This window comes from Salmonella sp. SSDFZ69, assembly GCF_004010755.1.
Lineage (GTDB): Bacteria > Pseudomonadota > Gammaproteobacteria > Enterobacterales > Enterobacteriaceae > Salmonella > Salmonella enterica.
Genome location: NZ_CP034831.1, coordinates 97,524 through 113,388 on the forward strand (window position 1 = coordinate 97,524; position 15,865 = coordinate 113,388).

Annotated in this window: 11 protein-coding genes and 1 tRNA gene; 4 read left to right on the forward strand and 8 right to left on the reverse strand. The window is 55.0% G+C overall.

What is annotated here, in order from left to right:
* Window positions 1-149 precede the first annotated feature (149 nt).
* Window positions 150-244: transfer RNA gene (locus tag EOS98_RS00470), tRNA-Sec, on the reverse strand.
* Between the two features lie 287 nt (window positions 245-531).
* Between EOS98_RS00470 and EOS98_RS00475 the strand changes: the two genes are divergently transcribed.
* Entirely contained in the window at window positions 532-1,914 is a 1,383-nt protein-coding gene (locus tag EOS98_RS00475; protein WP_000834259.1) for a glycoside-pentoside-hexuronide family transporter, read from the forward strand.
* Between the two features lie 11 nt (window positions 1,915-1,925).
* Window positions 1,926-4,244 (forward strand): alpha-xylosidase, encoded by a 2,319-nt coding sequence (gene yicI / locus EOS98_RS00480; RefSeq protein ID WP_126523741.1) that lies wholly within the window; start codon window positions 1,926-1,928, stop codon window positions 4,242-4,244.
* Between the two features lie 102 nt (window positions 4,245-4,346).
* Here yicI and EOS98_RS00485 read toward each other — a convergent pair whose 3' ends face one another.
* Together EOS98_RS00485 and xanP are read right to left on the reverse strand one after the other, a co-directional pair.
* Entirely contained in the window at window positions 4,347-6,056 is a 1,710-nt protein-coding gene (locus tag EOS98_RS00485) for an AsmA family protein (RefSeq protein ID WP_126523742.1), read from the reverse strand.
* 120 nt (window positions 6,057-6,176) lie between these two features.
* A complete protein-coding gene (xanP, locus tag EOS98_RS00490) occupies window positions 6,177-7,568 on the reverse strand; it encodes a xanthine/proton symporter XanP (RefSeq protein ID WP_000115428.1) in 1,392 nt (463 codons plus the stop codon).
* Between the two features lie 227 nt (window positions 7,569-7,795).
* Here xanP and gltS point away from each other — a divergent pair, with 227 nt between their 5' ends.
* Both gltS and EOS98_RS00500 read left to right on the forward strand, forming a co-directional pair.
* A complete protein-coding gene (gene gltS / locus EOS98_RS00495; RefSeq protein ID WP_000462251.1) occupies window positions 7,796-9,001 on the forward strand; it encodes a sodium/glutamate symporter in 1,206 nt (401 codons plus the stop codon).
* A 2-nt stretch (window positions 9,002-9,003) separates the two neighbouring features.
* Window positions 9,004-9,855 (forward strand): hypothetical protein, encoded by an 852-nt coding sequence (locus EOS98_RS00500; protein ID WP_000745469.1) that lies wholly within the window; start codon window positions 9,004-9,006, stop codon window positions 9,853-9,855.
* Window positions 9,856-9,857: 2 nt separating this feature from the next.
* On the opposite strand, the gene recG is transcribed toward EOS98_RS00500, so the two are convergent.
* Genes recG through gmk form a run of 5 tightly spaced genes read right to left on the reverse strand, consistent with a single transcriptional unit; the run spans window position 9,858 to window position 15,722 of the window.
* Window positions 9,858-11,939: an ATP-dependent DNA helicase RecG gene (gene recG, locus EOS98_RS00505; RefSeq protein ID WP_080190490.1), complete on the reverse strand. Its 2,082-nt coding sequence runs from the start codon at window positions 11,937-11,939 to the stop codon at window positions 9,858-9,860.
* 5 nt (window positions 11,940-11,944) lie between these two features.
* A complete protein-coding gene (gene trmH / locus EOS98_RS00510) occupies window positions 11,945-12,634 on the reverse strand; it encodes a tRNA (guanosine(18)-2'-O)-methyltransferase TrmH (protein ID WP_001068436.1) in 690 nt (229 codons plus the stop codon).
* A gap of 4 nt (window positions 12,635-12,638) precedes the next feature.
* Window positions 12,639-14,750 (reverse strand): bifunctional GTP diphosphokinase/guanosine-3',5'-bis pyrophosphate 3'-pyrophosphohydrolase, encoded by a 2,112-nt coding sequence (spoT, locus tag EOS98_RS00515; RefSeq protein ID WP_000280481.1) that lies wholly within the window; start codon window positions 14,748-14,750, stop codon window positions 12,639-12,641.
* Between the two features lie 18 nt (window positions 14,751-14,768).
* Entirely contained in the window at window positions 14,769-15,044 is a 276-nt protein-coding gene (gene rpoZ, locus EOS98_RS00520; protein WP_000135058.1) for a DNA-directed RNA polymerase subunit omega, read from the reverse strand.
* A 54-nt stretch (window positions 15,045-15,098) separates the two neighbouring features.
* Window positions 15,099-15,722, reverse strand: coding sequence for a guanylate kinase (gene gmk / locus EOS98_RS00525; protein ID WP_000046966.1), 624 nt, complete (start codon window positions 15,720-15,722; stop codon window positions 15,099-15,101).
* Window positions 15,723-15,865: the final 143 nt, after the last annotated feature.

Consider the following 15,865-nt stretch of genomic DNA (forward strand, 5'->3'; position numbering starts at 1 on the left):
TACCTCCAATAGTTGGTATGCCCAATTGTGCCCCCAAAGGCATATTGATACCAATAGACTCCGGTTGACCTCAGAATACAAGGAATGCTTGATATATAAGGAATTATAAAGGGTTTTGTTGACGTCAGGAGAGTTCAGAAGAGGCAAACTGGCGGAAGATCACAGGAGTCGAACCTGCCCGGGACCGCTGGCGGCCCCAACTGGATTTGAAGTCCAGCCGCCTCACCGGAGACGACGATCTTCCGCGCCTCGATTGCTACATGGAGGCGCGCGCATTATAGCTACTTCCTGACGTTTCCACATCCCCTCCCGTGCTTTTTTAACTTCCCTTTCCTTCTGCCATGATCGGTTTCATATAAACCCCCATAAAATCCATTAGTTACATTTCATCACACTTTTTGGCGCTACCCTGATCACAGAAAACAAGAATCGTAATTTGATAACCAAATAACGGAATATTCACGCTCGCAGGGAAGGTTTACAAAAACTGTAACCGGTATCAGTGAGCGTTGTAAGCGTTAAGGATGCGTAATGAAAAGTGAGATTCTCTCCGTTAAGGAGAAGATTGGCTATGGTATGGGCGATGCCGCGAGCCACATCATCTTTGATAACGTCATGTTATATATGATGTTCTTCTATACCGATATTTTCGGCATTCCCGCTGGTTTTGTTGGCACCATGTTTTTACTGGCGCGTGCGCTTGATGCCATCTCCGACCCTTGCATGGGCCTGCTGGCCGACCGTACCCGCTCTCGCTGGGGCAAATTCCGACCCTGGGTGCTGTTTGGCGCGTTGCCGTTTGGTATCGTTTGTGTGCTGGCTTATAGCACGCCGGATCTCAGTCTGAACGGCAAAATGATTTATGCCGCCATCACCTACACGTTGCTCACCCTTCTGTACACTGTGGTCAACATCCCTTACTGCGCGTTGGGGGGTGTAATAACCAATGACCCAACGCAGCGTATCTCCCTGCAATCCTGGCGCTTTGTGCTGGCAACGGCGGGCGGAATGCTTTCTACCGTACTGATGATGCCTCTGGTGAAACTGATTGGCGGCGAGAATAAGGCGCTGGGCTTCCAGGGGGGTATCGCGGCGCTCTCGGTGGTGGCGTTCCTGATGCTGGCGTTCTGCTTCTTTACCACCAAAGAGCGCGTTGAAGCGCCTGCCACCCATACCTCCATGCGTGAAGACCTGCGTGATATCTGGCACAACGACCAGTGGCGCATAGTCGGCCTGCTCACCATCCTGAATATTCTGGCGGTATGCGTGCGCGGCGGGGCGATGATGTATTACGTCACCTGGATATTGGGCAAACCGGGCGTGTTTGTCGCCTTCCTCACCACCTATTGCGTCGGCAACCTGATTGGCTCGGCGCTGGCAAAACCGTTGACCGACTGGAAATGCAAAGTGAGCGTTTTCTGGTGGACCAACGCTTTACTCGCAGTAATCAGCGTGGCGATGTTCTTCGTACCGATGCACGCCACGATCGCTATGTTCGTCTTTATCTTTGTGATTGGCGTATTGCACCAGTTAGTCACGCCTATCCAGTGGGTGATGATGTCTGACACCGTCGACTACGGCGAATGGTGTAACGGCAAACGCCTGACGGGGATCAGTTTTGCCGGCACGTTGTTCGTGCTGAAACTGGGTCTTGCCCTCGGCGGGGCGCTGATTGGCTGGATGCTGGCAGGCGGCGGTTACGACGCGGCGGCGAAAACGCAAAACAGTGCCACGATCAGCATCATCATCGCTCTGTTCACTATCGTCCCGGCCATCTGTTATCTGCTGAGCGCCGCGATCGCTAAACGCTACTACACCCTGAAAAGCCCGTTCCTGAAAACCATTCTGGAACAACTGGCGCAGGGCGCACACCGCAACGAACAAGAATTTACCCATAAAGAATTGCAAAACTAAAGGAACAGACTATGAAAATTAGCGACGGAAACTGGCTGATCCAGCCTGGCCTTAATTTGATTCACCCGGTTCAGGTGTTCGACGTTGAACAGCACGGGAATGAGATGGTGATCTATGCCGCGCCGCGTGATGTCCGCGAACGAACCTGGCAACTGGATACCCCGTTGTTTACCCTGCGCTTTTTCTCGCCGCAGGAAGGAGTGATAGGTGTACGGATGGAACACTTCCAGGGCGCTTTGGATAACGGCCCACATTATCCGCTCAATGTCTTGCAAGATATCAACGTAGAGATGCAGAACAACGCTGAATTTGCCGAACTCAAGAGCGGCAGCCTGAGCGTGCGCGTCACCAAAGGCGAGCTCTGGTCTCTGGATTTTCTGCGCAACGGTGTACGTATCACCGGTAGTCAGTTGAAAAATAACGGCTATGTGCAGGACACCAATAGCGGGCGCAACTACATGTTCGAGCGTCTGGATCTCGGCGTGGGCGAAACCGTCTACGGGCTGGGCGAGCGCTTTACCGCGCTGGTGCGTAACGGTCAGACGGTGGAGACCTGGAACCGCGACGGCGGCACCAGTACCGAACAGTCTTACAAGAACATCCCGTTCTATATCACCAACCGTGGCTACGGTGTGCTGGTAAACCATCCGCAGTGCGTGTCGTTTGAAATTGGCTCCGAGAAAGTCTCCAAAGTTCAGTTCAGCGTCGAGAGCGAGTATCTGGAATACTTCGTCATCGACGGCCCGACCCCGAAAGACGTGCTGAACCGCTATACCCAATTTACGGGTCGTCCGGCGCTGCCGCCCGCCTGGTCGTTTGGCCTGTGGCTGACCACCTCATTCACCACCAACTACGACGAAGCGACCGTTAACAGTTTTATCGACGGTATGGCCGAGCGCAATCTGCCGCTGCACGTCTTCCACTTCGACTGTTTCTGGATGAAAGCTTTTCAGTGGTGCGATTTTGAATGGGACCCGGTGACTTTCCCCGATCCGAAAGGGATGATTCGCCGCCTGAAAGCGAAAGGGCTGAAAGTCTGCGTGTGGATTAACCCCTACATCGGCCAGAAATCCCCGGTCTTCCAGGAGCTGAAAGAGAAAGGATATTTGCTAAAACGCCCGGACGGCTCCTTGTGGCAGTGGGATAAATGGCAGCCGGGACTGGCGATTTACGACTTCACCAACCCGCAAGCCTGCGAATGGTATGCCGACAAGCTGAAGGGCCTGGTGGAGATGGGAGTGGACTGCTTCAAAACTGACTTCGGCGAACGCATTCCAACGGATGTGCAGTGGTTTGATGGTTCTGATCCACAGAAAATGCACAACCATTATGCCTACATCTACAACGAACTGGTGTGGAACGTGCTGAAAGAGACCGTCGGCGTTGAAGAGGTGGTGCTGTTCGCCCGTTCCGCCTCGGTGGGCGCGCAACAGTTCCCGGTGCACTGGGGCGGCGACTGCTACGCCAACTACGAATCGATGGCGGAAAGCCTGCGCGGCGGGCTGTCCATCGGCCTGTCAGGGTTTGGCTTCTGGAGTCATGATATTGGCGGATTCGAGAATACCGCGCCGGCGCATGTCTACAAGCGGTGGTGCGCATTCGGCTTGCTCTCCAGCCACAGCCGCCTGCACGGTAGCAAATCCTACCGGGTTCCGTGGGCCTATGACGACGAGTCCTGTGACGTGGTGCGCTTCTTCACCGAACAGAAGTGCCGGATGATGCCGTATCTGTATCGGGAAGCGGCGCGCGCCAACGAAGCCGGTACGCCAATGATGCGGGCGATGATGCTGGAGTTCCCGGACGATCCGGCGTGTGATTATCTTGATCGCCAGTACATGCTGGGAGATGCGGTCATGGTAGCGCCAGTATTTAGTGAAGCGGGCGACGTGGAGTTCTACCTGCCAGAAGGCCGCTGGACGCACCTGTGGCGCAACGATGAAGTGCAGGGCAGCCGCTGGCATAAACAGCAGCATGACTTCCTGAGTCTGCCAGTGTACGTGCGTGACAATACACTACTGGCGCTGGGCAACAATAGCCAGAAGCCCGATTACGCCTGGCATGAGGGTACGGCCTTCCAGTTATTCCATCTGGATGACGGCTGCGAAGCGGTCTGCGAAGTCCCTGCTACGGATGGTTCGACAATCTTTACGCTGCAGGCGAAACGCACAGGCAATACCATTACGGTGAGCGGCGAAGGCGAGGCGCGCAACTGGACGCTGTGTCTGCGTAATATTACGCAGATTAGCGGTACCAAATGCGGCTCATATGCGGGAAGTGAACTGGGCGTAGTGATCACCCCGCAGGGAAATGAAGTGGTGATTACGCTTTAAATCTAAATCGCCGGATGGCGCCGTGAGCTGCGCTTATCCGGCCTAAAAATGAGCAAGAACCGTAAGCCCGGTAAGCGCCATCGCCACCGGGCAAGCCCTCAATTACAGCGCTGGCTCCGTTGACGTAACTTCACCGCCGGACACCACGCCCGCTTGCATCGTCTGTGTTATCTGCTGCTTTTGTGCGTTGACCGCGTGTAATTGCCCGTTTACCGTCGGTTTCAACGGCGCATCGGCCTGAATATTGCCGCTGGCCGTGAGCTGAATATTGCCATCGCCAGCAATCGGTAATGCCGGCCAGCCCCACCGCTGTAGCACATCCATTGGTACGCCGCGTCCGTTCAGGCTGATTTGCGTCTGACGCTGCGGCAGTTGCGATACGCTGGCAGTGGCTTCCAGTATCCCTTTTCCAGTAAACGCGCTCAGATCGCTGATGTTGACCGTGCTGGCATTAGCCGTCAACGACAGCGACGGGCGGCGCACGTCCACACGGTTAAAGGTTGCCGCTGCGGCGTTGAGGGTCGCATTGCCGCTCCAGACGCCCCATTGATGATGTTGTACCAGCTCCAGGTTTGCGCCGTAGCCGTCCAGGGCGGTGATTTGCCACGGGAAGGCCGGGTCGATATCAATCACCAGATTGCGGCTGGCGCTGAATTTTTTCAGCGTCAGGCTGTTCAACCAGTCGGGCAGCGGCTTCATCCATAACTGCTTCCAGTTTTCCGGCAGCGTATACTCCAGCCCGGCGATAGCGGTATCGTCCAGAATAAGCGCTTTGCCTTCGCGTAACCAGGCGCCGGAAGTTCTGACCATACCGCCTTCCCAGCGGGTGGTGAACTGGCGTAGCGCAACGCCCTGTGGTGAAAATTCGGCGTTCAGGATTGGATCGAGCAAGTGCAGCGAGCCGTAAATAAACTCGCTGGCGTTCATCGATAATTTACCTTCCTGACTTTGCCAGTCTTCTTTGTGCAGAGTCAGATTGCGCAAACTCAGGTCAAGATCGGTGACTGCCCAGTCTGGTCCTTGCAGGCTGGAGTCCGTCACTTCAAGACGACCAATCTGCAAAGATGGAACCGTAGTAAGCGGCGCGAAAAACTCGCTCAGGGATTTATCGCTTTGTAACCGAATATCATTCAGCCGCAGATTTTCAACGACCCAACTACCGTCAGCGTTACGCCGGGCGACGCCGGTTAACGCTCCGCGCGCCATATCGGCGCCGACGGTGTTTAACATCACCTGAGTATGGTCGATACTGCCTTCAATAAGCACATTTGTGGCGGGAACGTCGTTTAACGTCAGCGAACCGGCGCTCAGTTGGATCTGGGCTTTATTGCCCAATACCCGACCGGCTTCGGGGCGCCAGGGCATAACGCCGCCGTTAACGCGCTGGGCGCTCAACCGCCATTCGCTGCCGGGACTATTGAGCGCCATATTGCGAAGTTGCAGGCGGTCGGCCTCAAACGGGAAAGGGGCGGTTTGCACTGAAATATTCAGCGTGCCGTCCTGTAACAGAATCGTGTCGACATGCAGCGGCGCGGTTAACTGGCGAATGCTCAGACCGATATCTACGGTTTTCGCGACCAGGGTAGCAGGCTGACCATCACGACCAAAGGTCACATTCTCCAGTAAAAGATGGGATGGGGCGGAAAAACGATGATCCATCACGTCGAATGTGAGGTGATAACCGCTGTTCTCTGATATCCAGTTGCTGACATGATCTGCGCCCCAGCGCGTTTGCAGCAGAAAATAAAAGCCGAAAATCACCACTAAACAGGCGATCAGCACGTAGAGAAGCAACCTCCCAATCAATTTCATGGTCTTCCATCCCGTGAAATGCACATAGGGGATTTATGCACGATTTGCGTGCAATCCTCAAGACAGGAATGGTGAAAGAGCGTTACAGCAGCGGCGAATCGTGTCGCCGCCGCAGGGTTTTTACGGTTTTTCCGGCGGGAGAATCAGGTTCAGCACGATAGCCGTGATGCCGCCAGCGGCAATTCCGGATGAGAGCAGATTTTTCACCCATTCTGGCGCGAACTGCAGGATCTGCGGCTGTTGCGAGACGCCAAGACCCACGGCCAGCGACAGGGCGATAATCAGAATCGCGCGGCGGTTCAGCGGCTCACGCGAGACAATACGCACCCCGGAGGCGGCAATGGTGCCGAACATCACTAACGTGGCGCCGCCGAGCACCGGTTCCGGGATATGCTGCACAAAACCGCTTACCGCCGGGAACAGGCCGAGCACAATCAGCATCAGCGCGACGACAAATCCCACATAGCGACTGGCGACGCCGGTCAACTGAATTACGCCGTTGTTCTGACCGAAACAGGAATTCGGGAACGTATTAAATACCGCTGAAACAAATGAGTTCAGGCCGTTAGCCAGTACGCCGCCCTTTAGCCGTTTCATGTACAAGGGGCCGGATACCGGCTGCTCGGAGACATCAGAGGTGGCGGTGATGTCTCCGATGGTCTCCAGCGACGTAATCATAAAGACCAGCATCAACGGCAGTAACAGGTTCCAGTCAATGCCCAGACCATAATACAGCGGGGTCGGCACCATCAGGATGTCCTGCGAGACCGGCGCGTTATTCTCAGGCAACATGCCCATAAACCAGGCCAAAAGATAGCCTGCCGCCATGGCAATAACCAAAGAAGCCACGCGCAGGTAGGGATTACGTTGCCGATTCAGCAGGATGATAATGGCCAGGACGACGCCGGCCAGTAACAGGTTTTTCGGTGCGCCAAAGGTGTTGTCGCTCATGGCGGCATAGCCGCCGCCGATGGAAGTTAGCCCCACCTGAATCAGCGACAGGCCAATAATCATCACCACGACGCCGGAGACTAACGGCGTGATAATCCGGCGCGCCAGATGTAGAATGCGAGAAAGCACCATCTCGGTGCAGCTTGCCAGCATCAGCGTGCCGAACAGCGCCGCCATCATCGTCGGGACGTCCGCGCCGCCGGTTTTCAGCGCGGTACCGCCCATAATCAGCGGGGCGACAAAGTTAAAACTGGTTCCCTGGATGGATAACAGCCCCGATCCTACCGGCCCCCACGCTTTGATTTGAATAATAGAGGCTACGCCGGAGGCGAACAGCGACATGCTGATAATGTGCTGCGTATCCTGCGCCGGTAAACCCAACGCCTGGCAGATTAACAGCGCTGGCGTGATTACCGCGACAAACATGGCCAGCAGATGCTGACAAGCGGCAAAAAGGGTTTGAGGGAGCGGCGGGCGATCTTCAAGACGGTAAATTAATTCGCTGTTTTGCGTCTGCGCAACCGGTTGCGCATCTGCCGGCTCGATGGCGTTAACGGACATCAGGGACATTCTCGTGGTGGAAAAGCGGTGATTTTATCTGACCAGATGGTAAAAGCAAACGATTGCGAGCGAATATTCTTAATATTTAAAAAAGATAAATGCACCTTTTTATATAACTTTTTGCCTTTTTCTGCTTAAAATCCATGCCGAAGACTCGCAAAGAGCTAAAAAACTGACTCAGGAAATGATTTGTGCGCACATGTCACAGCGCACTACAGGAGCTTTAAATGTTTGAACTCGATACCTTATCGACCCTTGTCGCCGCCACGCTGGTGCTGCTACTGGGTCGCAAGCTGGTCCAGTCTGTCTCCTTACTGAAGAAATATACGATTCCGGAGCCGGTGGCAGGGGGGTTACTGGTCGCGGTTGCTCTGCTGGTACTGAAAAAAAGCGTCGGTTGGGAGGTCAACTTTGATATGACCCTGCGCGATCCGTTGATGCTGGCGTTTTTCGCGACGATCGGCCTTAACGCTAACCTTGCCAGCCTGCGCAAGGGGGGACGCGTTGTTGGCGTCTTCCTGGTCGTCGTGGTCGGATTACTGCTGATGCAGAATGCCATCGGTATCGGCATGGCGAGTCTGTTGGGTCTGGACCCGTTAATGGGGCTGATTGCCGGGTCAATTACGCTGTCCGGCGGACACGGTACCGGCGCGGCGTGGAGTAAACTGTTTGTCGAACGTTATGGTTTTGCCAATGCCACCGAAGTTGCAATGGCATGTGCAACCTTTGGTCTGGTGCTGGGCGGGTTGATTGGCGGCCCGGTAGCGCGTTATCTGGTGAAACACTCCACCACGCCGGATGGAATGCCTGACGATCAGGCCGTGCCGACAGCCTTTGAAAAGCCGGATGTGGGTCGTATGATCACCTCTCTGGTGCTAATCGAAACTATCGCCCTGATTGCTATCTGTCTGACCGTGGGCAAAATCGTAGCGCAGCTACTGGCGGGAACGGTGCTTGAACTGCCGGTCTTCGTTTGTGTGCTATTTGTTGGGGTGATCCTCAGCAATGGCCTGGCGCTGGTGGGTTTTTATCGCGTATTTGAGCGTGCTGTTTCGGTGCTGGGGAACGTGAGTTTGTCACTGTTCCTGGCAATGGCGCTGATGAGCCTGAAGCTGTGGGAACTGGCGTCGCTGGCGCTGCCGATGCTGGCGATTCTGGTGGTACAGACCATCTTCATGGCGCTGTACGCGATCTTCGTCACCTGGCGCATGATGGGGAAAAACTACGATGCGGCGGTGCTGGCGGCGGGTCACTGTGGTTTTGGCTTGGGCGCAACGCCGACCGCCATTGCTAATATGCAGGCGATTACCGACCGTTTTGGCCCCTCGCATATGGCGTTCCTGGTGGTGCCGATGGTCGGCGCGTTCTTTATCGATATCGTCAATGCGTTGGTGATCAAGCTGTACCTGATGCTGCCAATGTTTGCCGGATAAAGATGAAAAAACGTTGCCGTCAACCTGAAACTCTGCGTGAACGCTGTCGTCATATTTTTGGCGATGAGCCGCCGGTTCTTAACGTATGGGAAGCGGAGTTTGACTATGCCGATGCTGAGTTGCAGGCGCTGGCGGCGACGGACTGGCGGCAGATTACCGATTGGCATCTGAGCGTTTATTATGTGCTGAATCTGGTTTACCACGAGCCGATGCAGCCGGAATTGTTTCGTTATCTGTTTCCTCTATGCCTTGCCTGTTGGCGCGAAACGCTGTTAACCCATGGCTATGGCGATCACTTCGAGGAGTCTTTCCTGCGCGCGTTACGGCGGCCTTATCTCTGGCGGGAAATGATGGATGCCGCTCAGCGCCAGCAGGTACGGCATTTTTTGCTGGAGACCATGCTGGCGCGAATCAATCACGAGCGCGGTTTCAATTCTCCGCTGACCTGGCTGGATACCTTCAATGTTCTCGGCGGCGTTGCGCCGTTTATCCGTTCGCTCTGGAATCAGTGGTGGTCACTGGATACGCCGGGTAAAGCGGTATGCGCGTTGCAGTACGCCGCGCATTTAATTTATCCGGTAGAGGTTAACCCGCTTTGGCCAGAAGGCTCGTGGCAGTGGCAACCGCCATTAGGTGCGACGGAAGAACCGTGGTTGGAAAATAATCTGGCGTTTTTAACCCGGCAGTTAACGTCGGAGATGATCCTCGACGGGGTGCAGAAGGCGGCGGCAATGCTGCGGGACGAGCCGGAGAGTGCGATGGCAACGCGTATCTCGCGCGATGCCCTGGCAGCCCAGGACGTTATCGCTATCCAGATTGAGGATCTTCTGTCGGCTCTGTCGCGCGGCGAATAGGATTAGGCGTTGGAATAACGTTCGGTTTCCGGCATCCAGCGCTCAATCAGCGCTTGTGCCTGCTGCGGATAACGTTCGTGAATATGACGGGCAATACGCTGAACTTCGGGGATCATGGCTTGATCGCGCAGCAAATCAGCTACTTTAAATTCGGCGTTACCCGTCTGGCGCGTGCCCAGTAATTCCCCCGGGCCGCGAATCTCTAAATCTTTTTGCGCAATCACAAAGCCGTCGTTGCTGTCGCGCAATACCTGTAAACGCTTCTGCGCCGTTTTCGACAACGGCGATTTATAGAGCAGCACACAGTGCGATGCGACCGCGCCACGGCCAACGCGCCCTCTGAGCTGGTGTAATTGCGCCAGGCCCAGTCGCTCCGGGTTTTCAATAATCATCAGGCTGGCGTTAGGAACATCGACCCCCACCTCAATCACCGTAGTGGCGACAAGCAGATGCAGTTCACCCTGCTTAAAGGCCTGCATCACCGCCTGTTTTTCGGCGGGCTTCATGCGGCCGTGTACCAGGCCAATATTCAACTCCGGTAACGCCAGCTTGAGTTCCTCCCAGGTGGCTTCCGCCGCCTGCGCTTCCAGCAGGTCGGACTCTTCAATCAGCGTACAGACCCAGTAGGCCTGACGGCCTTCGGTTGTGCAGGCGTTGCGCACACGATCAATGATTTCATGGCGACGGGTATCCGGAATAGCAACGGTAGTGACAGGGGTACGGCCCGGCGGGAGCTCGTCAATCACCGAGGTATCGAGATCGGCGTAGGCAGTCATCGCCAGGGTGCGCGGAATGGGCGTTGCGGTCATAATCAACTGATGCGGATGAAAGCCCTGCTGCTGGCCTTTTTCCCACAATGCCAGCCGCTGGTGGACGCCAAAGCGGTGCTGCTCATCGATAATGACCAGCGCCAGCCCGTTAAACTGCACCTGTTCCTGAAAGATAGCGTGGGTGCCGACAATCATCTGCACCTGACCGCTGGCAATAGCCTCTTGCTGCGCCTGGCGCGCTTTACCTTTTTGCTTACCGGCCAGCCAACCCACTTCAACGCCCAACGGTTCGAACCAGTTGCGGAAGTTGTTGGCGTGCTGTTCAGCCAACAATTCGGTCGGCGCCATCAACGCCACCTGCTTACCGTGGGCAATAGCGCGCAAGGCGGCAAGCGCCGCAACCAACGTTTTACCGGAACCCACGTCGCCCTGAACCAGACGCATCATCGGCACATCCAGCGCCATATCGTGTTCAATTTCTGCGGTGACGCGCGCCTGGGCACCCGTGGGCTTAAACGGCAGCGCCGCCAGCAGCTTATCTTTCAGCGAGTCGTTGGCGCTGAGCGGCTGGGCGTGGAAACGCTGCGCGCCTGCGCGAAGCGCCAGCATACTGAGATTATGCGCCAGTAGCTCTTCAAGAATAAGCCGCCGCTGCGCTGGGTGTTTGCCGGTTTCTAAATCGGCGAGCTGGAGTGTCGGCGGCGGGCGATGCAAGGTACGTAACGCCTCCGGCAGGCTCATCATACCCTGCGCCAGTTCCGGCGGCAGTAGTTCGGCAATGGCGCAGGTGTCGAGCAACTCCAGCGCCTGATCGGTAAGCTTGCGCAGTGTCGCTTGCTTCACGCCCTCGGTGGTCGGATAGACGGGGGTGAGCGTTTCCTGAAGTTCCGGCGTGCTGAGATCGCCCTGCAGGCGATATTCCGGATGGATCATCTCTGCGCCATACTTGCCGCGCTTCGCTTCCCCGTAGGCCAGCACACGTCGTCCCGTCGCCAGGCTGTTTTTCATCGCCGCGTTAAAATTGAAAAAGCGCATGGTAAGAATGCCGGAACCGTCGCTAATCTGGCAGGTCATCATCCGACGACCGCCGAAAGTGATGTTACAGTTCAGCACTTCGCCTTCAACGGTGGCGTAGATGCCAGGTAGCAGTTCGCCAATGGGGTAGAGATGTGTACGGTCTTCGTAACGCAGAGGGAGGTGGAGCAGGAGGTCCTGCACGGTATGCAGGCCAATTTTCGCCAGTTTACTGCTTTGCGCTGCGCCGACGCCTGTCAGGGAATTGAGCGGAACAGCGTCTAACAAGCGGCCTGACATGGTGATTACCCTGCCGCCTGCATCGTCGCCCACCAGTCAGCATCGGCGTCTATTTCGCCCTGCTGATTGACGCGAGGATAAGGCAGACCTTTACGTTTAGCGACTTTCGCCAGCACCGGATAACCACCCTCAAACAGCAGGCGCTGCTGTTCATCTTCCGGCAACATGCTATTTTCACGCAGATACATGCCCGCGTTCTGTCGCTGGCGCTGGGCTTCATAAAGAATGAGCGCGGAGGCGACGGAAACGTTCAGCGACTGTACCATGCCGATCATAGGAATGATGATATCCCGATCCGCCAGGTCTAATGCTTCCTGAGTAATACCGGTTTTCTCCTGACCCATCAGAATACAGGTCGGGCGCGTGTAATCAATCTCGCGAAAGTCTACGGCTTTATCAGAAAGATGGGTTGCCAGAATCTGCATTCCCCGTCCTTTCAAATGGGCTACCGCATCGCCAATGGTACGGTGAGTTTTCACCTGTACCCAACTGTTGCTGCCCGCCGCCGCGGAAGCCATGGTGCGCATCCGGCTACCTGGCCAGATAGCATGGACTTCATGGACGCCAACGGCATCTGCGGTACGAATGATTGCAGAAACGTTATGAGGTTTGTGGACTTGCTCCATGCAGACCGTGAGATCAGGCTGACGCCTGGCGAGCATTTCGCATATACGCGCATAACGTTTTGGATTCATAGCGCTAGTTTCGGTTACGGGTGACTTTAATAACGTCTGGCATCACGCGGATTTTGCGCATGATATTCGCCAGATGTACGCGATCGCGTGCGGTAAGGCGAATAAAGGTACTATAGACGCGACCATCTTTCTCTTCAGTATTCAGGCTTTGAATATTGGAGGTGGTGGTATTAATCGCCGCCGTCAGGTTAGCCAGCGCGCCCTGATGGTTAAACATTTCCACCTTGATTTCGGTAATGAATTCCTGCTCCGTCTCTTTGTCCCATTCGACCGCCATAAATTTCTCTGGCTCTTTCTGGTATCCACGGATATTACGGCAGGATTCATGGTGGATCACCAGTCCTTTACCTGGGCTGACGTGAGCGATGATCGGGTCGCCTGGGATCGGACGACAACACTTCGCAAAGGTGATAAGCACGCCATCCGCGCCTTTAATCGGCAGGTGGCCGTGATTCGATTGCGCAACGGTCGGCACCACGGCTTCGCCTTGCTGCAGATTTTTCGCGACCACTACGCTCATCGCGTTGCCGAGACCGATTTCCGCCAGCAGATCGTCAAGCGTTGCCAGCTTCATACGATCCAGTTCGCGCTGAATATTTTCCTGCGGAATTTCCGCCAGCTTACGACTACCGCCTAAAGCATGGTTAAGCAGACGACGGCCCAGGCTTACGGAGTCATCACGTTTGAGGTTTTTCAGCAACTGACGAATTTTAGCGCGCGCTTTAGAGCTGACGACAAAGTTCAGCCAGGCGGCGTTGGGACGCGCGCCCGGCGCGGTAATAATTTCGACGGTCTGACCGCTGCTAAGCGGCTGCGACAGCGGATAAGGCTGCCGGTCAACACGCGCGCCGACGCAGGCGTGGCCGATGTCGGTATGCACTGCATAGGCAAAATCCACCGGCGTAGCGCCAGCGGGCAGTTCGACAATGCGCCCTTCCGGGGTGAAAACGTAAATCTCATCCGGGAAGAGATCGGATTTTACGCTTTCGATAAATTCAAACGAACTACCGGCGCTCTGTTGTAGCTCCAGCAGGCTCTGCATCCAGCGCTGGGCGCGGATCTGCGCCGTGGTGCTGGTCTCACCGTGTTCTTTATACGCCCAGTGCGCCGCGACCCCCATTTCCGCCATCTGATCCATATCTTCGGTACGGATCTGGACTTCAACAGGAACGCCGTGCGGGCCGATCATTGAGGTGTGCAAAGACTGATAGCCGTTCGCTTTGGGAATGGCAATATAGTCTTTCACCCGTCCCGGACGCGGCTTATAGAGACTGTGCATCTGGCCGAGTACGCGATAGCAGGTATCGGAGTCATGAACGATGACGCGGAAAGCGTAAATGTCCATGATCGAGTGAAAACGCTGCTCTTTGAGCACCATTTTGCAGTAGATCGAGTAAAGATGTTTTTCGCGACCGCTAACGCGACACGGAATTCCCGCCTCTTGCAAACGTCCTTCGATTTCAGAGAGGATTTTTTGGATCATCTCTTTACGGTTGCCGCGCGCCGCTTTTACCACTTCTTTGATGACGCGGTAACGATTGGGATACAGCGCTTCAAAGCCCAGCTCTTCCAGCTCGGTTTTGATGTGATGAATACCTAAACGGTGCGCCAGAGGACTGTAGATTTCCAGCGTTTCACGGGCAATACGACGACGTTTATCCGGGCGTAACGAGCCCAGCGTGCGCATGTTATGGGTACGGTCAGCAAGCTTAATGAGAATGACGCGGATATCCTGCACCATCGCCATAATCATTTTGCGAAAGTTTTCGGCCTGCGCCTCTTTCTTATCGCGGAACTTGAGCTTATCAAGCTTAGACACCCCCTCTACCAGCTCGGCAACGCTTTTACCGAAAAGCTGTTCCATGTCCTGATAGGTGGCGGGGGTATCTTCAATCACGTCATGCAGCAGAGCGGCCATCAGCGTTTCGTAGTCGAGTTTCATCTCGGCCAGAATACAGGCCACCGCTACCGGGTGCGTGATATAGGGTTCACCGCTTGAACGTGTCTGGCCCTCGTGAGCGTCACGTGCAACGAGATACGCCTGCCGAAGACGCTTAATCTGGTCTTCCGGCAGGTAGGTTTGAATCAGTTGATTCAGGCTTTCAAACAGATACAAGGGCGACCCGCTTTGTGATTAACGACGACCTTCAGCAATAGCGGTAACGGCTTGTAATTCAGCGGCTTCCTGCTCTTGCTGTTCCTGGCGCTCGCGGACGTCAAGGATCTGGTTGTTAATCAGACCTTCTTCGATTTCGCGCAGCGCGATAACGGTAGTTTTATCGTTTTCTTCCGGTACCAGCGGATCCTTTCCGCCTACCTGCATCTGACGAGCGCGACGCGCGGCGACCAGTACCAGGTCAAAACGGTTACCAATTTTCTCTACAGCGTCCTGAACAGTTACGCGTGCCATACTTAAAATGCTCCACAGGTGAAGAAATGACTGGGCATGATACTGAAAGTGGGTTCAGTCTGCCAACAATTTGCTGATTAAAGCGTCATGACGCTGCTTTTGGCGGCTCATACGCAGACGTTCAGCGCGAATGATGGTTTTCAAGTCGCTTAACGCGGTATCAAAGTCGTCATTCACAATAAGATAATCATATTCGGCGTAATGGCTCATTTCTGCAACCGCTTGCGCCATTCGTTTGGCAATGACTTCTTCGCTATCTTGCCCGCGGCCGCGTAAACGGCGATCCAATTCGATCTTTGATGGCGGCAAAATAAAAATGCTGCGTGCTTGCGGCATTTTTTCGCGAATTTGCTGGGCGCCCTGCCAGTCGATATCCAGAAAAACATCAACGCCGGTTGCCAGCACTTGCTCAATGGTTTCGCGCGAAGTGCCGTAGTAATTGCCAAACACTTCCGCGTGCTCCAGAAACGCCTCCCTGCCAATCATGGTTTTAAACTCATCATGATTTACAAAGAAATAGTGCTCACCGTGCACTTCACCCGGACGCGGCGCGCGCGTGGTATGTGAAACGGAAACCTGAGTGTCATACAACGGTTGGGTTTTTAATAAAGCCTGAATCAGGCTGGATTTACCCGCGCCACTGGGGGCAGAAACAATATAAAGCGTACCTTGAGCCATGAGTATCTTACGTCTGTGATTATCGAAATAGAGCCTTGATACGGGCTTATTATACACATCGCCGTTATGCGACGTAGTCTTTGTCACACTTTTTGCGCCAGATTATTGCATTTTGCGTCCCTTTTTCCGCTTTTATCGCGTCG

Bases quoted from the DNA above. Each gene is read 5' to 3' on its own strand.
- EOS98_RS00475 (WP_000834259.1), top strand. From the start codon at position 532: ATGAAAAGTGAGATTCTCTCCGTTAAGGAGAAGATTGGCTATGGTATG.
- yicI (WP_126523741.1), top strand. From the start codon at position 1,926: ATGAAAATTAGCGACGGAAACTGGCTGATCCAGCCTGGCCTTAATTTG.
- EOS98_RS00485 (WP_126523742.1), bottom strand. From the start codon at position 6,056: ATGAAATTGATTGGGAGGTTGCTTCTCTACGTGCTGATCGCCTGTTTA.
- xanP (WP_000115428.1), bottom strand. From the start codon at position 7,568: ATGTCCGTTAACGCCATCGAGCCGGCAGATGCGCAACCGGTTGCGCAG.
- gltS (WP_000462251.1), top strand. From the start codon at position 7,796: ATGTTTGAACTCGATACCTTATCGACCCTTGTCGCCGCCACGCTGGTG.
- EOS98_RS00500 (WP_000745469.1), top strand. From the start codon at position 9,004: ATGAAAAAACGTTGCCGTCAACCTGAAACTCTGCGTGAACGCTGTCGT.
- recG (WP_080190490.1), bottom strand. From the start codon at position 11,939: ATGTCAGGCCGCTTGTTAGACGCTGTTCCGCTCAATTCCCTGACAGGC.
- trmH (WP_001068436.1), bottom strand. From the start codon at position 12,634: ATGAATCCAAAACGTTATGCGCGTATATGCGAAATGCTCGCCAGGCGT.
- rpoZ (WP_000135058.1), bottom strand. From the start codon at position 15,044: ATGGCACGCGTAACTGTTCAGGACGCTGTAGAGAAAATTGGTAACCGT.
- gmk (WP_000046966.1), bottom strand. From the start codon at position 15,722: ATGGCTCAAGGTACGCTTTATATTGTTTCTGCCCCCAGTGGCGCGGGT.